Annotated in this window: 14 protein-coding genes; 7 read left to right on the forward strand and 7 right to left on the reverse strand. The window is 59.8% G+C overall.

Annotation, left to right across the window (positions count from 1 at the left end; translation table 11 throughout):
• Positions 1 to 46 precede the first annotated feature (46 nt).
• Positions 47 to 1,177 carry a 23S rRNA (guanine(1835)-N(2))-methyltransferase RlmG gene (rlmG, locus tag ABLV78_RS03085; protein ID WP_047044810.1) on the forward strand — a complete coding sequence of 377 codons (1,131 nt, stop codon included), beginning with the start codon at positions 47 to 49 and terminating at the stop codon, positions 1,175 to 1,177.
• A gap of 146 nt (positions 1,178 to 1,323) precedes the next feature.
• Here rlmG and ABLV78_RS03090 read toward each other — a convergent pair whose 3' ends face one another.
• The 3 genes from ABLV78_RS03090 to lsrR form a co-directional block, all read right to left on the reverse strand.
• Complete coding sequence (locus ABLV78_RS03090) at positions 1,324 to 3,345, reverse strand: NADPH-dependent 2,4-dienoyl-CoA reductase (RefSeq protein ID WP_047044811.1); 2,022 nt, start codon at positions 3,343 to 3,345, stop codon at positions 1,324 to 1,326.
• Positions 3,346 to 4,032: 687 nt separating this feature from the next.
• Entirely contained in the window at positions 4,033 to 5,625 is a 1,593-nt protein-coding gene (gene lsrK, locus ABLV78_RS03095) for an autoinducer-2 kinase (RefSeq protein WP_047044815.1), read from the reverse strand.
• Between the two features lie 37 nt (positions 5,626 to 5,662).
• Positions 5,663 to 6,634: a transcriptional regulator LsrR gene (lsrR, locus tag ABLV78_RS03100; protein ID WP_045392282.1), complete on the reverse strand. Its 972-nt coding sequence runs from the start codon at positions 6,632 to 6,634 to the stop codon at positions 5,663 to 5,665.
• A gap of 218 nt (positions 6,635 to 6,852) precedes the next feature.
• Here lsrR and lsrA point away from each other — a divergent pair, with 218 nt between their 5' ends.
• The 6 genes from lsrA to lsrG are packed head-to-tail and all read left to right on the forward strand — an operon-like array spanning position 6,853 to position 12,565.
• Positions 6,853 to 8,340, forward strand: coding sequence for an autoinducer 2 ABC transporter ATP-binding protein LsrA (gene lsrA / locus ABLV78_RS03105; RefSeq protein ID WP_047044829.1), 1,488 nt, complete (start codon positions 6,853 to 6,855; stop codon positions 8,338 to 8,340).
• Positions 8,337 to 9,371: an autoinducer 2 ABC transporter permease LsrC gene (lsrC, locus tag ABLV78_RS03110; protein ID WP_004174225.1), complete on the forward strand. Its 1,035-nt coding sequence runs from the start codon at positions 8,337 to 8,339 to the stop codon at positions 9,369 to 9,371. The genes lsrA and lsrC overlap by 4 nt, the downstream gene beginning before the upstream one ends.
• Positions 9,372 to 10,370 carry an autoinducer 2 ABC transporter permease LsrD gene (gene lsrD / locus ABLV78_RS03115; RefSeq protein ID WP_042946686.1) on the forward strand — a complete coding sequence of 333 codons (999 nt, stop codon included), beginning with the start codon at positions 9,372 to 9,374 and terminating at the stop codon, positions 10,368 to 10,370.
• Between the two features lies 1 nt (position 10,371).
• Complete coding sequence (gene lsrB / locus ABLV78_RS03120; protein ID WP_047044820.1) at positions 10,372 to 11,373, forward strand: autoinducer 2 ABC transporter substrate-binding protein LsrB; 1,002 nt, start codon at positions 10,372 to 10,374, stop codon at positions 11,371 to 11,373.
• A gap of 11 nt (positions 11,374 to 11,384) precedes the next feature.
• On the forward strand, positions 11,385 to 12,272 hold the full coding sequence (lsrF, locus tag ABLV78_RS03125; protein WP_032733837.1) for a 3-hydroxy-5-phosphonooxypentane-2,4-dione thiolase: 888 nt from the start codon (positions 11,385 to 11,387) through the stop codon (positions 12,270 to 12,272).
• Positions 12,269 to 12,565 carry a (4S)-4-hydroxy-5-phosphonooxypentane-2,3-dione isomerase gene (gene lsrG / locus ABLV78_RS03130; protein WP_045392277.1) on the forward strand — a complete coding sequence of 99 codons (297 nt, stop codon included), beginning with the start codon at positions 12,269 to 12,271 and terminating at the stop codon, positions 12,563 to 12,565. Before lsrF ends, lsrG begins: the two co-directional genes overlap by 4 nt.
• A gap of 502 nt (positions 12,566 to 13,067) precedes the next feature.
• Here lsrG and ygjK read toward each other — a convergent pair.
• The 4 genes from ygjK to ABLV78_RS03150 all read right to left on the reverse strand — a co-directional run bounded on the left by ygjK (position 13,068) and on the right by ABLV78_RS03150 (position 19,604).
• Complete coding sequence (gene ygjK / locus ABLV78_RS03135) at positions 13,068 to 15,419, reverse strand: alpha-glucosidase (RefSeq protein ID WP_047043187.1); 2,352 nt, start codon at positions 15,417 to 15,419, stop codon at positions 13,068 to 13,070.
• Between the two features lie 17 nt (positions 15,420 to 15,436).
• Complete coding sequence (ygjJ, locus tag ABLV78_RS03140; RefSeq protein WP_045392273.1) at positions 15,437 to 16,495, reverse strand: protein YgjJ; 1,059 nt, start codon at positions 16,493 to 16,495, stop codon at positions 15,437 to 15,439.
• A 13-nt stretch (positions 16,496 to 16,508) separates the two neighbouring features.
• The gene (locus ABLV78_RS03145; protein WP_015369594.1) at positions 16,509 to 17,942 is read right to left on the reverse strand and encodes an amino acid permease; all 1,434 of its coding nucleotides are present in this window, start codon (positions 17,940 to 17,942) and stop codon (positions 16,509 to 16,511) included.
• 228 nt (positions 17,943 to 18,170) lie between these two features.
• Positions 18,171 to 19,604 (reverse strand): amino acid permease, encoded by a 1,434-nt coding sequence (locus tag ABLV78_RS03150; protein WP_047043183.1) that lies wholly within the window; start codon positions 19,602 to 19,604, stop codon positions 18,171 to 18,173.
• Positions 19,605 to 19,660: the final 56 nt, after the last annotated feature.

Below are 19,660 nucleotides of genomic sequence, written 5' to 3' on the forward strand. Positions count from 1 at the left end.
AGAATTGAGCGATAACACGCGCGAATTTTAGCATTTCGGAGGGGCGATGAGCCAGGTAGAGTTAAACGGTGAGTTATTCACATTAGAGCGGTTCCCACCTAACGCTGAAGAAGAAGCGCTTCAGGCATGGGAAGCGGCGGATGAATATCTGCTGCAACAGGTGAATGACGTCGACGGCCTGACGCTCATCTTCAACGACGGCTTCGGCGCGCTCTCCTGCGCGCTGGCGGAGCGCAACCCGGTCAGCATCAACGACTCCTTTATTTCCGAGCTGGCGACCCGCCACAACCTGCGGATGAACGGTATCGATGAAGAGAGCGTGCGCTTTCAGGATAGCCTGAGCCCGCTGCCGGCCTCGCCGGCGCTGGTGCTGATTAAGGTGCCAAAACAGCTGGCGCTGCTGGAACAGCAGCTGCGCGCGCTGCGCGAAGTGGTGACGCCGGAAACTCGCATTATCGCCGCGGCGAAAGCCCGTGACGTACACAACTCGACGCTGGCGCTGTTTGAAAAAATCCTCGGTACCACCACCACCTCGCTGGCGTGGAAAAAAGCGCGTCTGATCCACTGCGTTTTCACCGCCCCTAAGCTTGCCGATGCGCCGCAAACCTACAGCTGGAAGCTGGACGGCACGCCGTGGACCATCCATAACCACGCCAACGTTTTTGCCCGCAGCGGACTGGATATCGGCGCGCGTTTCTTCCTGCAGCATTTACCGTCTGATTTAGAAGGCGAGATCGCCGATCTTGGCTGCGGCAATGGGGTGATTGGCCTGCAGGCGCTGGCGCAAAACCCAAACGCCAGCGTGATGTTCACCGATGAGTCGCACATGGCGGTGGCTTCCAGCCGTTTGAACGTCGAGCGCAACCTGCCGGACGATATCGAACGCTGTGAATTCATGGTCAACAATTCGCTTTCCGGCATAGAGCCCGACCGCTTTACGGCGATTCTGTGTAATCCGCCGTTCCATCAGCAGCATGCCATTACCGACCATATCGCCTGGCAGATGTTTAACGATGCCCGCCGCAGCCTGAAATACGGCGGCGAGCTGTACGTCGTCGGCAACCGCCACCTCGATTATTTCCGTAAACTGAAGCGCGCTTTTGGTAATTGCACGACGATTGCGACGAACAATAAGTTTGTCATTTTGAAAGCAACGAAGGTGCGTAAACAGCGCTGATTGTTGTCGCTGCTTCCCCCGGCTTGCGGCTTGCGGCTTGCGGCTTTCGCCTTAGCCGGGCTACCGACTGTCGCCTTAGCCGGGCTACCTTTCGGGATTATCGTGGTAGCCCGGGGAAGGCGCATCGCGCCGCCCCCGTGACACGGCTAAATCGCCAGCGCCAGTTTTGTGCCCTGGGCAATCGCCCGGCGCGCATCCAGCTCCGCCGCTACGTCGCAACCGCCGATGAGATGCACCGTTTTCCCCGCCGCGCGCAGCGGTTCCGCCAGCTCGCGGCGCGGTTCCTGACCGGCGCAGATAACTACCTGATCGACTGCCAACAGCTGGCGCTCGCCGCCGATAGTGACGTGTAATCCTTCATCATCGATCTTTTCATAACTGACCGCCGGGATCATTTTCACGCCGCGCGCCAGCAGCGTCGCGCGGTGGATCCAACCGGTGGTTTTGCCGAGCCCTTCGCCCGGTTTGCTGGCTTTGCGCTGCAGCATCACAATCTGTCGCGGGCTTTTACTCAACTGCGGGCCTTCAGGACTCAGCCCTCCCGCCGATTGCAGGCTGGTATCGATACCCCATTCGCGGCAGAACTCGCCGATATCCTGGCTGGTGGCCACGCCCGACTGGCTTAAATACATCGCGGTGTCGAAGCCGATGCCGCCGCAGCCGATAATCGCCACCTTCGTGCCAACCGGCGCTTTATCGCGCAAGACATCCAGGTAGCTCAGCACCTTGGGATGATCGATCCCGGCGATCGCCGGCAGGCGCGGGGCGATACCGGTGGCGAGGATCGTCTCATCGAACGTCAGCAGATCGTCTGCCGTGACGCGGGTGTTCAGGCGTAGATCGACACCATGAAGATCGAGCATGGTGCGGTAGTAACGCAGCGTCTCGTGGAACTCCTCTTTGCCGGGGATCTGTTTGGCGATATTAAACTGGCCGCCGATCTCCGGGAGCGCATCGAACAGCGTGACCTGATGGCCGCGGGCGGCGGCGTTAACGGCGAAAGCCAGACCGGCAGGCCCGGCGCCGACCACCGCCAGCCGTTTAGGCGCGTTGGCAGGCAGGACCGGCATCAGGGTTTCATGACAGGCGCGCGGGTTGACCAGACAGGAGGTGACTTTGCCGACGAAGATCCGATCGAGACACGCCTGGTTGCAGCCGATGCAGGTGTTGATCTGATGGGCACGATCGTTCTGCGCTTTTGACATAAATTCGGCGTCGGCGAGGAACGGGCGGGCCATCGATACCATATCGGCATCGCCGCGGGCGAGAATATCCTCCGCGACCTGCGGATCGTTGATGCGGTTGGTGGTAATCAGCGGGATCGACACCGCGCCTTTCAGCTTGCGGGTGACCCAGCTGAAAGCCCCTCGCGGTACCGGCGTGGCGATGGTCGGAATGCGCGCTTCGTGCCAGCCGATGCCGGTATTAATGATTGTCGCCCCTGCCGCTTCGATGGCTTGGGCCAGTTCGGTGACCTCCGCCAGCGTGCTGCCGTCGTTGACCAGATCGAGCATCGACAGACGGTAGATGATAATGAAATCGTGACCGGCGCGCTGGCGCACCGCCTTAACCACTTCAATGGCGAAACGCATGCGCCTGGCATAATCGCCGCCCCACTGGTCGTCGCGCTGGTTGGTGCGCGCGGCGAGAAATTCGTTAATCAGATAGCCCTCAGAGCCCATCACTTCGACGCCGTCATAGCCCGCTTCGCGCGCCAGCTGGGCGCAGTGGGCAAAATCATCGATAAGCGTAAGGATCTCATCGTGGCTCAGTTCATGGGGCGTAAAACGGTTGATCGGCGCCTGTAGCGCCGAGGGGGCAACCAGCGCGGGCTGATAGCTGTAGCGCCCGGTGTGCAGGATCTGCAGGGCGATTTTGCCGCCTTCCTGGTGTACCGCGTCGGTAATATGGCGATGGTGCGCCAGATGGCTGGCATCATTGAGTACCGCGCCGCCGGCCATGGTGACGCCAGAGGGCGCCGGGGCGATGCCGCCGGTGACGATCAGCGCCACGCCGTGGCGGGCGCGCTCGGCGTAAAAGGCCGCCAGCCGCTGCGCGCCGTCCGGCAGCTCTTCCAGCCCGGTGTGCATTGAGCCCATCAACACGCGGTTTTTGAGCGTTGTGAAGCCCAGCTCAAGCGGGGCGAAAAGCGACGGATAGCGGCTCATAGTGGCTTCCAATGTAAAATTATTGTTATGTGGTCGGATGAGTTACTAATTTAGCCGTCGCGGAGAAAAAGGGAAAAGGGGAGTGCGGTGATTGTGATGGAATTCAAAGAACGGAACACGTTGTCCCTCACCCCGACCCTCTCCCAAAGGGAGAGGGAGAAAGGCGGACCGGCACCGATATTCAACGCTAGTGCCGAACGGTTCCCTCACCCAAAGGGCGAGGGGGAAAGGCGGATCGGCATCGGTATTCAAGGCTAGTGCCGAACGGTCCCCTCTCCCAAAGGGAGAGGGGGAAAGGCGGACCGGCACCGATATTCAACGCTAGTGCCGAACGGTTCCCTCTCCCAAAGGGAGAGGGGGAAAGGCGGACCGGCACCGGTATTCAAGGCCTGCGCCGAACGGTTCCCTCTCCCAAAGGGAGAGGGGGAAAGGCGGACCGGCACCGATATTCAACGCTAGTGCCGAACGGTTCCCTCTCCCAAAGGGCGAGGGGGAAAGGCGGACCGGCACCGGTATTCAAGGCCTGCGCCGAACAGTTCCCGCTCAAAGGGCAAGGGGAAAGGCGGACCGGCAGCGGTATTCAAGGCTAGTGCCAAACGGTTCCCGCTCAAAGGGCAAGGGGAAAGGCGGATCGGCACTGGTATTCAAGGCCAGTGCCGAACGGTTCCCTCTCCCACCGGGAGAGGGTTAGGGTGAGGGGACTACGCGCTGGCGGCGCTCCAGACCCGGCGCTTGCCACATCGACGTTGTCAGCCCGCTATCCACCAGACCCAACTGATCGGCGTACACCGTTTGCCACTTGCTCATCATCTCCTGATACAGCTCGCGATGCTGCGGATTAGGGGTGAACTCGCGATGCCAGCTCACTAACCGCTCTCCGGTACTGGCCATATCGCCATACAGTCCGGCGCCGGTTCCGGCGGCGATGGCGCAGCCCAGAGCGGTGGCTTCGCGGACCACCGGCACCCGCACCGGCAGGCCGGTGACGTCGCTGAGGATTTGGCTCCACAGCGCGCCTTTAGAGCCGCCGCCGGCAAACACCAGGCTCTCGAATGTCACGCCGGAGAACTGCGAAATCTGCGCCAGGTTACAGGCGGAGACAATCGCCGCGTTCTCCTCCAGCGCGCGGAACAGGGTCGCTTTGTTGCACTTCTCCGGATCGATGGAGAGGTTAATAAACGACGGCGCGGCGTGGTACCACTGCTTAAAGTGCATAGCGTCGGAAAAAATAGGCATCACGCCGTGGGAACCGGCGGGTACGCGGCTGGCCATCTCCTCCAGCAGCGAATAGGCATCAACGCCGAGCCGCTCGGCAATCAGTTTTTCTTCAGCGCAGAAGGCGTCGCGGAACCAGCGCATGGTCAGCCCGGTAAAGAAGCTGATCGATTCCGCCTGCGCCATGCCGGGAATGACATGAGGATTAACGCGAATATTCATCTGCGGATCGGTACGCACCTGCGGCAGGTTGACCACCTGCTGCCAGAAGGTGCCGCCGAGTACTGCGGTTTGCCCGGCACGCACCACCCCAAGGCCCAGGCAGCCGAGCTGGACGTCGCCGCCGCCCATCACCACCGGTGTCCCGGCGCGCAGGCCGCTCTGCTGCGCCGCCGCTTCGGTGATGGCGCCCAGCAGGGTACCGGTCTCTTTGACCGGCGACAGCATATCGGCGCGCAGTCCGGCCATATCCAGCAGCGCCGGACGCCAGTCGCGGCTAAACAGATCGAGCATGCCGGTGGTGCCGGCGTTTGACGGGTCAACCGCCAGCTCGCCGGAAAGCTTCGCCGCCAGCCAGTCGCTAATCATGGTGATGGTTGCCGCTTTGCGGTAGATATCGGGGCGGTGGTGCGCCAGCCACAGCAGGCGCGGCATGGCGCTTAGCGCCAGGGTTTGTCCCGAGACCTCGTACACCTCGGATTCAAAACGATAGTCGTGGATCTCCTTAAGCTCCGCCACTTCGCGGCTGGCGCGGGCATCAACGTTGGCGCAGGCCCAGATGGCCTCGCCGTCGCGGTCATAGAGGACGATCCCTTCGCGCATCGAACAGCAGGCGACGGACTGAATATCGGCGGCAGAGAGCCGGGCGGCGTCGAGCGCCTGGCGAATGCACTGGCAGGCCAGCTGCCAGTTGGTGGTAAGGTCGAACTCCATCGAGCCGGGGACGTTATCAACGCTCAGGTGTTTCCATTCGGCCTGGCCTACCGCCAGCTGGCGGCCATTAAGATCGAAAATGACCGCCCGAATGCTGCCGGTCCCGGCATCTAACGCTAACAGGTAACTCATGACATGCGCCTCGCTGTTGTCGCGCGGCGCCAGGCCGTCAGGAGGCCAGTGCGAGCACCGCGCGTGCTGTTGTCTCTTCCGTTACCAGGCCATTAATGCGCTTGCCAATCAGAGCGGCATGAATCGCCTGCGCTTTTTGTTCTCCCCCGGCGACGCCGACGATGGTGGGCAGCTGCGCCAGCTCATCAAGGGTTACGCCGAGGAGTTCCCGATGGATCTCCAGTCCTTCTACCGGCCGGCCGTCGGCCTGCAGGAAATAACCTAAAATGTCGCCGACCGCGCCTTTGCGCGCGTACATCAGCTGTTCGCCCTCGCTGATATAGCCGGAGCGTAAAATGGTGGCGTCGCGCCGCTGATCGATGGCGCCAATGCCAACCACCGCCGCGTCCGCCGCCATCGCCGCCAGCATCACGTCGCGCACGCTCGACTCGCGGCGCAGGATCTCGGCGACCTCCGCCGAAGAGACCCGCAGCGGCGCCGGAATAATGCTGACGCTGCAGGCGGCATCAAGCTGGCCGATGCCGGTCATATAAGGGCCGACGCCGCCGGAGAGGGTCACCAGCCGCACCTGCTGCGAGCCAATAAATCCGCTGAGATGCTGCAGGCAGCTCATGGTGGCTTCGCCGAACCCGACCGCCAGTAGTTGACCCGGTTGCAGAATGCCCATCAGCGACTGCGCCGCGCCGATCCCCAGCCGGGTATTCATCGGCGGGGTATTGAGCGCCGGCAGCACGCGGGCAAGCTTGAGGCCAAAACGCTGCTGGAGTTCGCTTTCCAGCGCCAGGCAGCCCTCATAGCGCGAGTTGATCTGCACGCGGATCACTCCGGACTGGCGGCCTTTCTCCAGCAGGCGGGAAATTTTCAGCCGTGGCAGCCCCAAACGCTCGCCGATGTCATTTTGCGTCAGGCCGTCGTGGTAGTAACACCACGCCACCCGCGCCACCAGCTCTTCCTCGGCTAACGCCAGCCCGGCGTAGCGGTTCTCTTCCGTAATGCGTTTTTCGCTCATAAATTGAACTCTTATAAAAATTTAGATCATATGTTCGCTATTGCGCGGTCGGAAAGTGTGAGCCGACTGGCAAAACGGATCTTTCATCGCTGGCGCATTTATTCCTGACGATCTAAAGCACCAAAGTGTGATCTTCGCACGGTTGTAAATATAGTTCACCGTCTACGCTTTTGAACATTATTAAATTTAAAAATCATTTGTTCAATTGGGGCGTGATGATGAAGCCACTGTTTGAAGCTCGTCAGATTTGCAAACAGTTCTCCGGCGTTGCGGTGCTGAAGGGCATCGATTTCACGCTATGCGCGGGCCAGGTGCATGCGCTGATGGGCGGCAACGGTGCGGGTAAATCAACGCTGATGAAGATCATCGCTGGCGTTGAAACGCCGGACAGCGGTGAACTGACGCTCGGCGACCGCGCGTTTGCGCGTCTCAATCCGGCGCTAGCGCATCAGTTAGGCATCTATCTGGTGCCGCAGGAGCCGATGCTGTTTCCCAACCTCAGCGTGCGCGAGAACATTCTCTTCCGCCTGCCGAAGCGGGCGGACACCGCCGCGCGGTTGCAGGACAAACTGCAGCAGTTGAACTGCCAGATCAATCTCGACGCCAGCGCCAGCACGCTCGAGGTAGCCGATCAACAGATGGTCGAGATCCTGCGCGGGCTGATGCGCGAGGCCAGGATCCTGATCCTGGATGAACCCACCGCCTCTTTAACGCCGGGTGAAACCGAGAGACTGTTTAGCCAGATCCGCGCGTTACAGGCGCTGGACGTTGGGATCGTCTTTATCTCACACAAATTGCCCGAAATCCGCCAGCTTGCCAGCCATATTTCGGTGATGCGCGATGGCGCGGTAGTGCTGAGCGGCGAGACCGCGGCTTATCGCGATGAGCAACTGATTAACGCTATGACGCCGGCCAGCCGCGACCATGCGCTGAGCGACACGCAAAAGCTGTGGCTGGCGCTACCGGGCAACCGGCGTACTCAACCGCAGGACTTTCCCGTGCTACGGGTGGAGGATCTCACCGGAGAAGGTTTTATCGATCTCAATCTGGAGATCCGCGCCGGAGAGATCGTCGGTCTGGCCGGGCTGGTGGGATCCGGGCGCACCGAATTTGCTGAAACCCTATACGGCCTGCGTCCACCGCGCGCCGGGCGGATCTGGCTGGAGAATCGCGAGATCGGCCGCGATAGTATCCGCGCCAGGCTAGCCAGCGGGCTGGTCTATCTGCCGGAAGACCGCCAGGTCTCGGGGCTGTTTCTCGATGCGCCGGTGCGCTGGAACACGGTGATGTTCAATCAGCCGTCGTGGTGGCAGCAGGGGAAACGGGAGGCGGCGGTGGTTGAGCGCTATCACCGTGCGCTGGGGATCAAGCTGGCCGATGGCGATCAGCCGGTGCGCACTCTCTCTGGCGGTAACCAGCAGAAGGTACTGCTGGCGCGCTGTCTGGAAGCCAATCCGTTACTGCTGATTGTCGATGAGCCGACGCGCGGCGTGGATGTCTCCGCCCGCGCCGATATCTATCAACTGCTAAAAAGCGTTGCCGCGCAAAACGTGGCGGTGTTGATGATCTCCAGCGATCTGGATGAGTTCGTTGGCCTGGCCGACCGGGTGCTGGTGATGCATCAGGGCCGCTACAGTGGCGAATTGGCGCGGCAGGCGGTGACCGTCGATCGCATGATGACCCTGGCCTTCGGAGGGCAGGCATGAAAACGTTACTGAAGAATCGCGAACTGAGCGCCTTCTTTGCCATCGTGGCGCTCTTTGTTGTGCTGGTGGCGCTCAATCCAGCCTATTTCAGCCTGCAGACCCTGGCGATGATTTTCGCCAGCTCGCAGATCCTCTGCCTGCTGGCATTAGGCGCGACGCTGGTGATGCTGACCCGCAATATTGATGTGTCGGTAGGCTCGACCGTTGGGCTGTGCGCCATCGCCGTCGGCGTGGCGCTGAACAACGGTTACGGGCTGGCGACGGCTATCGCCTTCGCGCTGGCGATTGGCGCGCTGGCCGGGGCTTTTAACGGCCTGCTGGTCGTGGGACTGCGCATTCCGGCGATTGTCGCGACGCTCGGTACGCTGGGGTTGTATCGCGGAGTGATGCTGCTGTGGACTGGCGGGAAATGGATCGAGGGCTTGCCCGACAGCCTGAAATCGCTCTCGGAGCCCGCGTTTATTGGCGTGTCGCCGCTGGGCTGGCTGGTGCTGGCGCTGCTGCTGGCGGGCGGCTGGCTGCTATCGCGCACCGCCTTTGGTCGTGATTTTTACGCCGTTGGCGATAATCTCGCCGCCGCGCGTCAGCTGGGCGTGGCGGTCAACCGCACGCGGATGCTGGCCTTTACCCTCAACGGCATGCTGGCGGCCTGCGCCGGGATCGTCTTCGCCGCGCAAATTGGTTTTGTGCCTAATCAGACCGGCAGCGGGCTGGAGATGAAAGCCATCGCCGCCTGCGTACTGGGCGGGATCTCGTTGCTCGGCGGTACCGGTACGCTGCTCGGCGCGTTTCTCGGCGCCTTTTTCCTCACCCAAATCGACACCGTGCTGGTGCTGTTCCGCCTTCCCGCCTGGTGGAATGACTTTATCGCCGGCCTGGTGCTGCTCGGCGTGCTGGTGCTCGATGGCCGCCTGCGCCAGGCGCTGGCCCGCCATCAGCGGGCGCTAAAGTACAGCCGTTTCCAGCCCGGTAATAAAGGGGGCAAACAGGTTGCCCGCTTTCCCGAACGCAAAAGCAAAGAGGTGGCTTAAATGAAGCTGAAGCTTAACTGGGAAAGCGCGCTGCTGGCGTTGCTGATCGCGGAAATCCTGCTATTCGGCGCGTTGAATCCGCGCATGCTGGATCTCAATATGCTGCTCTTTAGCACCAGCGACTTTATCTGCATCGGCATCGTCGCGCTGCCGCTGACGCTGGTGATCATCAGCGGCGGGATCGATATTTCGCTGGGCTCGACCATCGGCCTGTGCGCTATCGCCCTCGGCGTAATGACCCAGGCGGGCTGGCCGCTGTGGCTGGCGGTATCGCTGACGTTGCTATTGGGGCTGCTGTGCGGGTTATTTAACGCCGCGCTGATTCACTACACCGGCATCAGCCCGCTGGTGATCACCCTCGGGACGCTGTATCTGTACGGTGGCGGCGCGCTGCTGCTTTCCGGCATGGCCGGCGCGACCGGTTACGAGGGGATTGGCGGCTTTCCCGATAGCTTCACCGCCTTCGCCAATTTAACCCTCGCAGGGCTGCCGCTACCGTTGGTGCTGTTCGCGATTATCACCTTTCTCTTCTGGTTGCTGGCCCATCGCGGGCGCTTTGGCCGCCACCTCTTTTTACTCGGGCAAAACCCGCGCGCCGCGCGCTATGCCGCGCTGTCGGTGAACGGCATCCCGTACGTGCTGTATGGCCTGGTTGGCGTCGCCTCGGCGGTCGCAGCGCTGGTGATGGTCTCCTATTTCGGCTCGGCGCGTTCGGATTTAGGCCGCGACCTGCTGATGCCGGCGCTGACCGCGGCGGTGCTCGGCGGGGCCAATATTTACGGCGGCTCGGGATCGATACTGGGTACCGCGCTGGCGGCGTTGCTGGTGGGGTATCTGCAACAGGGTTTACAGATGGTCGGCATCCCCAACCAGGTGTCGAGCGCGCTGTCAGGGGCGCTGTTGGTTGTGGTGGTGATGGGGCGTTCGCTGAGCCTGCACCGTGAATGGGTGCGCGCAACCTGGCGGCGTCTTTTCTCGCATAAAACAATCGGAGCATAAAATGAAATTAAAACTGATCGTGCTGGCGCTGACGATGAGCGTGGTTACCGCGCAGGCGGCGGACCGCATCGCCTTTATTCCGAAGCTGGTTGGCGTCGGCTTCTTTACCAGCGGCGGCAACGGCGCGAAAGAGGCGGGGAAAGCGCTGGGCGTTGATGTCACCTATGACGGCCCGACCGAGCCCAGCGTCTCCGGCCAGGTGCAGCTTATCAACAACTTCGTCAACCAGGGCTACAACGCGATTATCGTCTCCGCCGTCTCGCCGGACGGCCTGTGCCCGGCGCTGAAGCGGGCGATGCAGCGTGGGGTGAAAGTCCTGACCTGGGATTCCGATACCAAACCGGAGTGCCGCAGCATCTATATCAACCAGGGCACGCCGCAGCAGCTCGGCGGCCTGCTGGTGGAGATGGCGGAAAAGCAGCTCAGCAAACCAGCCGCCAAAGTGGCGTTTTTCTACTCCAGCCCGACGGTGACCGACCAGAACCAGTGGGTGAAGGAAGCCAAAGCCAAAATCGAAAAAGAGCATCCGCAGTGGCAAATCGTCACCACCCAGTTTGGCTATAACGATGCCACCAAATCGCTGCAAACCGCCGAGGGGATCTTAAAAGCCTATCCGGATCTCGACGCCATTATCGCGCCGGATGCCAATGCGCTGCCGGCGGCGGCGCAGGCGGCGGAGAACCTCAAGCGTCAGGGCGTGGCGATTGTCGGCTTTAGTACTCCGAACGTGATGCGCCCGTACGTTGAGCGCGGCACGGTGAAAGCGTTCGGCCTGTGGGATGTGGTTCAGCAGGGCAAAATTGCGGTTAACGTCGCCGATAGATTGCTGAAAAAGGGCGATCTTAACGTAGGTGATAGCGTTGAGGTGAAAGATATCGGCTCGCTGAAGGTCGAACCGAATAGCGTGCAGGGCTACCAGTATGAAGCGAAGGGCAACGGTATCGTGCTGCTGCCGGAGCGCGTGGTGTTCAGCAAAGAGAATATCAACAACTACGACTTCTGACGGAGGATGAGATGGCTGATTTAGACGACATCAAAGAGGGTAAGGACTTCGGTATCGACCGCCCGCAGCAGAACACGCTGTATACCCTGAAAGGCTGCGGCTCGCTGGATTGGGGCATGCAGTCGCGGCTGGCGCGCATCTTTAATCCGCACAGCAACCGCACGGTGATGCTGGCATTCGATCACGGCTACTTCCAGGGGCCAACGACCGGGCTTGAGCGTATCGACCTGTCGATTGCGCCGCTGTTTGCCGACACCGATGTGCTGATGTGCACCCGCGGCGTACTGCGCAGCCAGGTACCGGCGGCCACCAATAAGCCGGTGGTGCTGCGCGCCTCCGGCGGTAATTCGATTTTGAGCGAACTCTCTAACGAATGCGTGGCGGTGGCGATGGAAGACGCGCTGCGTCTCAACGTTTGCGCGGTGGCGGCGCAGGTCTATATCGGCAGCGAATACGAACATCAGTCGATCAATAACATCATCAAACTGGTGGATGCCGGCAATCGCTACGGTATGCCGGTACTGGCGGTTACCGGCGTCGGGAAAGAGATGGCCCGCGATGCGCGCTATTTCTCGCTGGCCAGCAGGATTGCCGCCGAAATGGGGGCGCAGTTTGTGAAGACCTATTTCGTTGAGGAAGGTTTTGAAAAAGTAACCGCTAGCTGTCCGGTGCCGATCGTCATCGCCGGCGGTAAAAAACTGCCGGAGCATGAGGCGCTGGAGATGTGCTGGCGGGCGATCGACCAGGGGGCGTCCGGGGTGGATATGGGGCGCAATATCTTCCAGTCCAGCGCCCCGCGCGCGATGCTGAAGGCGGTGAAAAAGGTGGTGCATGAGAATCTGAACGCGCGCGAAGCGTATCAGTTCTGGCAGGAAGAAAAACAGGGAGAGCTGAAATGAACGTAACGCTGGTGGAGATCAATATTAAACCCGAGCGGGTGGATGAGTTTCTCGAGGTGTTTCGCGCCAACCACGAAGGCGCGCTGCGGGAACCAGGTAACCTGCGCTTTGATGTCCTGCAGGATCCAGAGGTGAAAACCCGCTTTTTTATCTACGAAGCCTATAAAGACGATGAGGCGGTGCTGGCGCATAAGAAGACGCCGCACTATTTAGCCTGCGTCGAAAAGCTGGAGGAGATGATGTCGCAGCCGCGGCAGAAGCGCAGCTTTATCGGCCTATTGCCGGCGGTGTGAGACGAGCCCTCACCCCGACCCTCTCCCGAGGGGAGAGGGAGAAAAGCGGGCCGGAGCAGTGAATAAAAACGGCATCGAACGGTTCCCTCTCTCCAGTGGGAGAGGGAGAGAAGCGGGCCGGAGCAGTGAATAAAAATGGCATCGAACGGTTCCCTCTCTCCAGTGGGAGAGGGAGAGAAGCGGACCGGAGCAGTGAATAAAAACGACATCGAACGGTTCCCTCTCTCCAGTGGGAGAGGGAGAAAAGCGGGCCGGAGCAATGAATAAAAACGGCATCGAACGGTTCCCTCTCTCCCGTGGGAGAGTGAGAAAAGCGGGCCGGAGCAGTGAATAAAAACGGCATCGGACGGTTCCCTCTCCCCTGTGGGAGAGGGAGAAAAGCGGGCCGGGGCAGTGAATAAAAACGGCATCGGACGGTTCCCTCTCCCCTGTGGGGGGAGGGAGAAAAACGGTATCGGACGGTTCCCTCTCCCCTGTGGGGAGAGGGTTAGGGTGAGGGGAATTACGGCTTACGGAAAAACTCGTTATACAACATATATAAATGCGCCGCGCTCCACGAGAAGTTGGGCGCCCCCTGCTGGGCGCCGGTCAGCGGATTGTAGTTCTCCTGAATCGGGCCATCGGCGGTTAAGCCTTTGGCGTGCTGGAAGAAGGCGTCCGCCAGCTTCAGCGCCTCATCGCGATGACCGTAGCGCTCCATTCCCTTCAGGCCGAACCAGAACTGATCCACCCACACTCGTCCGCGCCAGTAAATATCGGCGCCAAAGGCCGGGTTGGTCAGCGCGGCGGTACCCAGCGGCACAAAGGTGTTGAACTCTTTCGGGTCGAGCATCACCGAAACCACATCGTCAGCATGTTGCTGCGTCGCCGCGCCGTTAAACAGCGGCGACCAGCCTTCCGGCCCTTTGCCGCGCTCGACGATCGGTTTACCGGCGCAGCCGTTGGCCAGCGGTTGTTCCTCGATACGAATGTCGTAATAGAAGCGGGTCTGCGGGTCGAACATGCAGGTATTGATATAATCCGCCAGCTTCGCCGCCAGCGCCTGATAGCGCTTTGCCTCTTCCGCTTTGCCAAGAATCGTCGCCATCTGCGCCAGGTAGTGGTTATCGCTGTACATATAGCTGGCCTGATCGACCGACTCCTGAAGCAGCGAATACCCCAGCAGGTTGCCGTTGCGGTCGCGGTTTTCGGCGAATTTCACCGTCCAGTCGCTGCGTTTGCCGCCGTTGGCGACGTATTTATCCAGCTGTTCTTTATCGATAAAACCAAATACTGCCGCATCGTCGCGCCCGGATTCCCACGATGCCGCTACCTGCGCCGGGATTTCGAGGTTGTCGTAATCGCCTTTGGCCGTCACCTGCTCGTAGGCGCTAAGGCCGGAAAGCGTCTGCTCGGTTTGCCCTTTTTTCACCGTGAACAGCATGGCGCCGTCGGCGGTGTTGTGCGCCTTATCGCGGGTTGCGCCATATTCCGGCACGCCGTTACCGTTATGGTCGCGGTTGCGTAGCCACCAGTCGTGATAGGCCACCAGCTTCGGATACATCTCTTCCAGCCACGCTTTATCTTTGGTGACGTTATACACCTCCATTACCGACCAGGCCGCGAGGCTTGGCTTGGTGTTGCGTTCGTTCCAGTTGCCGCCGTCGCCGCCGCGCTCGGGGCTCAGGTTCCAGGCAATCAGATCGGGCACAAATCCGGCATCCTGCGGGCGCACCTTATCATTGGCTTTAATCTGCCAGGAGAAGACGGCGCGGATATTCTCTTTGGCGATATCCGGGTTGAAGTGGGCCATGGCGTAGGCCTGTTTCCAGGTATCCCACGGCCAGGTCTGGTTGCCGGAGAACCAGCGGCCGGTCACGGATGGGGTGACGGTGTGGTAATGCACCGCGCCGCCCGGCGCGCGCCAGTTGCCGTTGAGCGTCTCAATGGCTTTCACCGCCACGCGGGTCTGTTCAGCGGTAGCGTCTGGATTGCTGAGCCCTTTTTGCAGATAGCCGTCCCAGCGCTGTTCGGAGGCGGTGAGATAGTAAGCCGGGCGCGCCAGAATATCGCGGATCTGCGCTTTTTCCCGCCGCGCTTGCTCCGCGGTGAGCAGGTGCGAATAAGTGGTGTAGAGGGTGGTGGAGCCGCGGATCTCCGCGCTGCTGGTGAAGCGGTGACCGTCGATACGGGTCTCGGTTGCCAGCGAACGGTGGATCTGATACTGCGATTCGCCGGAAGTCATCAAGTCAGAGGCGGCGCGAACTTTGCCAAAGCTGACCGTCAGGCCGTCGGGCGTGGCGTTCAGACGGCGCTGATAGTCCGGGAAGGCTTCATCAATGGTTTTGCCCGACAGCGCTTTACCCTCTTTGGCGGCCAGTTTTTCCAGCAGTTCGCCATCCCACACCAGCTTCAGTGGAGTGTTGCTGGTGATTTTGGTCTCCACTAGCGAGGTATGGGCGCTGGCGAAGCGCAGCGTCATCTCCACCTTCACGCCGGGGGCGGTCAGCGTTTGTTTCAGCGCGCCGGGCAGGCTCCAGGCCTGCAGGGTGAAATCGACCTTTTTGCCGTTCTGATACACCGTCAGGTGATCGAAGTTAGTGGCCATAAAGTTGATGTACTCTTCGGTCAGCAGCGCCGGTCCGGGGAAACCGCCCATGGTCGCCGGGCCGTCGGGCAGCAGGTGGCCGTGCCACGCCCCGAGGTCGAAAAAGGGGTTGAACCGCTGGTGGTCATCGGCGTCGAAATCCTGCATATACTGCGGCGCGCCGCTACGATCGATGACGTTTTTAAACGCCTGCGCGGTGACGGCGTGGGCGGAAAAACTCAGCATCAGCGCGCAGGCCAGCGGCGTCAGCGTAGTGGTGAGGTTCATGGTATCTCGGCTCCTTGTTACCAGTAGAAGTATTGCATCAGGAAAATTTTGTCGCTCGGGTCGCCGCTGGCGTTGCTGGTATAGAAACGGCTGTCAGCGGCGGTGGCGAAACGCCCGCCGCCGTATTCGTACCAGATGCCAAATTGCATAAACGCGGTGGTTTCATCAGCGGCGTGGTCCGGGCGGTGTTTGGCGTAGCTGTATGCGGTGGAGAAGTAGAGCCCGCTTAAGGCTTCATACATGGCGCTGGCCATAAAGCCGGTTTCACTGCCGGGAACATCCAGCCCTTTGGCGCGGCCGGTATGGTGCCAGGCGCGGAAGGCCAGATTGGGCGACAGAACGCCGGTCAGGAATAGCTGTCCGGTGCCGTCGGTCACTTCAAGGCCGTTCATCCAGGTGACATCTTTGACGATGTCGTACTGCACGTAGCCGTTGACCATTGCCGGGTAGGTGTACTTATCGTCATAGCGATCATATTTGCCGAAGTGCAGCCAGGCCTTGCTTTCATCGTGATGCCCGGCCGGCGTGGCGGTGACGCTATAGCGGAAATCGCCGCTGCGGTTTTGTACCTTCAGCGCGTACATGATGTCGCGGGTATTGGGGATTACATAACCCAGATCGGGGGTAAAGTCGCCCCACCACTGCAGGTCGTCCAGCGACGAGTCCTGGCGCAGGCTGAGCATGATCTCGGTGTTGTTATCGGTTTTATAGCCGCCATAGAGGCGGTTAAGGCCGCCTTCCACGCCGCCCCAGCTGTGGCCGGGCGTCCAGGCATTGCCCTGGCTATCGGCCTGTACCGTCCAGGCTTCGCCGTAAATCAGCCCGAACCAGTGGCCGTTTTTGACCTCCAGCCCGCCCTCGATATAGGTGCCATCGCTATATTTATGTTTGTCCTCGCCTTCTAAATCCATGTATCCGCCAACCCCCAACTCGCCGTAAAAGCGGTAGGAGGTGGTGGTTAATTCCGGCGTTTTGGTATCGTCGTGCTCGGCCGGATGGACGGTCTCAGCGGCCGCCGCAGGGGCGCAAAAAGCCAGGGCAACGAGTGCCCCGTATAAGTAAGGGTTAGTTTTCATTTTTTTAGGGTATTTAAGAGGTATGGGAAGCCGGAGCCGCTTCTATTTGTTGTTGTTCCTGGGTTAATCCTTTGACGTATCTGCTGTATTTCCACCACGCGAAGCCAAGGAAAATCACGATCCCGCCAACGTTGTAGAAAATAATGGTCAGGATGTTGCCGCCGGTTGGGAAGGTTGAGGCGACGAAGCCGATGGCGAAAATCACAATCAGCATGGATACCACCACGATGCCGGTGGTACGCGAGCCCATGCGGAAATCGCGCGGCAGATGGTCGAGTTTGCGGCGCAGGTTGAGGTAGGCCAGCATGATGAACAGCGGCGGCAGCATTGAAGCGGCGGCGGTCATGTTGATGATGGTGTTCATCAGATCCTGCACGGTGTTTGATCCCAACGTCGGGATGATCATCAGCGGAATGACGATCAGATACTGGATCCAGGCCGCGCGCGCCGGGACGCCGTTCTCATTGAGCTCGACGGTTTTTTTACCAAAGATGCCGGAGGGAATTTCCGAGAAGAAAATTTTAACCGGGGTGGCGGTCCACATCAGCAGCGAGCCAAACATCGCGGTAAACGAAACGAGGCCGACGAAGCGGTTCATCAGAATTTCCGGCAGACCAAAGTAAGCCGCCAGGCCGTGGAACACCTGCACCGATCCGCCGGTAAACTTCAGCTCTTTGCTGCTGACGAAGACGTTGATCAGCACGGAGGAGATCGAGTACAGCACGCCGATGAAGATCCCGGCGAGGATGATCACTTTAACGAAGGATTTCGAGCCGCCTTTCACATCGTTGACGTACACCGCCACCGATTCCGCGCCGCCCGCCGCCATAAAGATCCACGTGGTAATACCGAGGAACGCCCAGTTGAAGTTAGGGATCATCGCCTCGACGGTGATCGGATCCGCTGGCTGCACGCCGCCCACCAGCGCGGTACCGGCCAGCAAAATATAGGAGAGCGTCAGCAGCAGCATCAGCGATGAGGTGACGGAGGTGATAGGCCCCAGCATTTTCGCGCCGTTGGTGGAGATCCAGGTGGAGAAAGCGAACAGCGCCATGCTCAACACGGTGGTGGCGAACGGCGTCAGAATGTATTCGTAGCCGAGGAAGGCGTAAGAGGCATAGGCGATCACGCGCGGCAGCAGCGAGGTGAAGAAAAACAGGTTTACGAACCAGTAGGTATAGGCGGTGATAAACGCCCAACGGCCGCCGAGCGAACTCTTCACCCAGGCGTAAACCCCGGCCTCGGAGTTTTTATTCAGCGACACGAACTCGGCGATAATCAGGCAAAACGGAATGAAGTAGAACAGGGTGGCGAGGAAGAACATCGGCGCCGACGCCAGCCCCAGTTCGATATTGTTGTTGATGACGTTATTGAAACTGTAAACGGCGGCAAAGGTCAGCGATAGCAGGCCGAACTTGCCGATGGTATTACGTTTAGTATCAGACATAACACATCTCCACACATTGTCCTTCAGAGGGTCGCTGAAGGGGGTTGTGTTGTTTGTAGGGTAGAGGTAGTTAAGAATTAATGTCGATTTTAGTAAAAGTTTTAGTAAATAGAAGTAAAGAAAACGAATAGCTTTAACTCGATCACGAAAAAGGTTGAGTAATACGTAATCAGGCGGGGTTAAAAAAATCCCGCCAGCCGACGAGGGGCTGACGGGACGACAGGAACGTTATTTACCGGCGGCGGCAGCGTTAACCGGCGCCGCGGCGCGCAGACGTTGCTGCTTTTTTTCAAAGCGGGTGATCCACCACCACGCCAGGCCGGAGAAGACTGCGGTCATAAAGACGTTGATAAAGAAAGCGTTAACCAGATCGACGCCCGGCGGGAAAGCCGAAGCAGTCATGCTGATGACGAAAATAACCATCAACATGGTGACCACGCTCATGCCCACTTTTCTTGAGCCCATACGGAAATCGCGCGGCGTGTCATCGTGTTTCCAGCGGAAGACGAAGTAGGCGGCCATGATGAACAGCGGCGGCAGCATGGCGGTGCCGGCGGTGAGATTAATGGCGGTGTTCATCATCTGCTGCACGCTGGCGGAGCCGAAGCCGTTAACAATCAACATCAGGAAAACGAACAGGAACTGCCACCAGGCGGCGCGTACCGGCACGCCGTGGGCGTTCAGCTCGGTGGTTTTTTGGCCGTAGATACCCTTCGGGATTTCCGAGAAGTGGATTTTGACCGGCGCGGCGGTCCACATCATCATGCTGCCGAAGATAGCGATAAACAGGATGATGCCGACGAAGCGGCCCATCAGCGCTTCAGAAATGTGGAAGTAGGCACCGAGACCGGTAAAGATTTCCACCATTCCGCCGGCGTAGGTCAGGTTTTCACGGGCGACAAAGACGTTAACCAGCAGCGAACCTAAGGCGTACATACCGCCAATCAGCACCCCGGCGGTGATGATGACTTTAATAAAGGATTTCTGCCCGCCCTTGGTGTCGTTGAGGTAGGCGGCAACGGTTTCCGCGCCGCCCGCGGCCTGGAAAATCCAGCACATGATACCGAGCGTCGCCCAGTTGATGGTCGGCTCCATCGCCGCCAGGGTAATCGGCTGCGCCGGGACGTGACCGGAACCCAGCGCGGTCAGCGCGCCGACGACGTAAATCGCGAACAAAGCGAACACGCCGTAGGCTACGCATTCGGAAATTTTACCCAGCCAGGTCGCCCCTTTGGTGGATATATGGGTAGCCATGGCGAACAGCACGATGGAGATAAGCGAGGTCACCATCGGCGAGAAGGGGATCGCGTAACCGGTGATCGCATACGAGGCGTAGGCCACCACGTTCGGCAACAGCGAGAGGAAAAAGAACAGGTTCACAAACCAGTAGAGGAAGGAACCAAGATAGGCGGCGCGGGTGCCCAGCGGCTGCTTCAGCCACGCGTACATCCCGGATTCGGAGTGTTTGTTGGCCGAGACGAATTCGGCGATGATAAACACGAACGGGATAAAGTAAACGATAGTGGCGAATAAGAAGATAGGCGCGGAACTGAGGCCTAACTCAATGTTATTATTGACGATATTTCGCACGTTAAAGACGGCGGTAAAGGCCATCGATAGCAGCGCGAACTTGCCGATTTTGGCACGTACAGATTCGGACATACGTCCTCCAATCATTCATCTACCCGCCGCAGCGGGCTGGAACCGAAAGGCCAACG

This window comes from Klebsiella sp. CN_Kp075 (assembly GCF_040065055.2).
Lineage (GTDB): Bacteria > Pseudomonadota > Gammaproteobacteria > Enterobacterales > Enterobacteriaceae > Klebsiella > Klebsiella aerogenes.

What these genes read in the sequence shown, in the direction of transcription:
- lsrF (WP_032733837.1), top strand. Translation starts at nt 11,385, where the DNA reads ATGGCTGATTTAGACGACATCAAAGAGGGTAAGGACTTCGGTATCGAC.
- ygjK (WP_047043187.1), bottom strand. Translation starts at nt 15,419, where the DNA reads ATGAACCTCACCACTACGCTGACGCCGCTGGCCTGCGCGCTGATGCTG.
- lsrG (WP_045392277.1), top strand. Translation starts at nt 12,269, where the DNA reads ATGAACGTAACGCTGGTGGAGATCAATATTAAACCCGAGCGGGTGGAT.
- ABLV78_RS03150 (WP_047043183.1), bottom strand. Translation starts at nt 19,604, where the DNA reads ATGTCCGAATCTGTACGTGCCAAAATCGGCAAGTTCGCGCTGCTATCG.
- lsrA (WP_047044829.1), top strand. Translation starts at nt 6,853, where the DNA reads ATGAAGCCACTGTTTGAAGCTCGTCAGATTTGCAAACAGTTCTCCGGC.
- ygjJ (WP_045392273.1), bottom strand. Translation starts at nt 16,495, where the DNA reads ATGAAAACTAACCCTTACTTATACGGGGCACTCGTTGCCCTGGCTTTT.
- lsrR (WP_045392282.1), bottom strand. Translation starts at nt 6,634, where the DNA reads ATGAGCGAAAAACGCATTACGGAAGAGAACCGCTACGCCGGGCTGGCG.
- ABLV78_RS03145 (WP_015369594.1), bottom strand. Translation starts at nt 17,942, where the DNA reads ATGTCTGATACTAAACGTAATACCATCGGCAAGTTCGGCCTGCTATCG.
- lsrC (WP_004174225.1), top strand. Translation starts at nt 8,337, where the DNA reads ATGAAAACGTTACTGAAGAATCGCGAACTGAGCGCCTTCTTTGCCATC.
- ABLV78_RS03090 (WP_047044811.1), bottom strand. Translation starts at nt 3,345, where the DNA reads ATGAGCCGCTATCCGTCGCTTTTCGCCCCGCTTGAGCTGGGCTTCACA.
- lsrB (WP_047044820.1), top strand. Translation starts at nt 10,372, where the DNA reads ATGAAATTAAAACTGATCGTGCTGGCGCTGACGATGAGCGTGGTTACC.
- lsrK (WP_047044815.1), bottom strand. Translation starts at nt 5,625, where the DNA reads ATGAGTTACCTGTTAGCGTTAGATGCCGGGACCGGCAGCATTCGGGCG.
- rlmG (WP_047044810.1), top strand. Translation starts at nt 47, where the DNA reads ATGAGCCAGGTAGAGTTAAACGGTGAGTTATTCACATTAGAGCGGTTC.
- lsrD (WP_042946686.1), top strand. Translation starts at nt 9,372, where the DNA reads ATGAAGCTGAAGCTTAACTGGGAAAGCGCGCTGCTGGCGTTGCTGATC.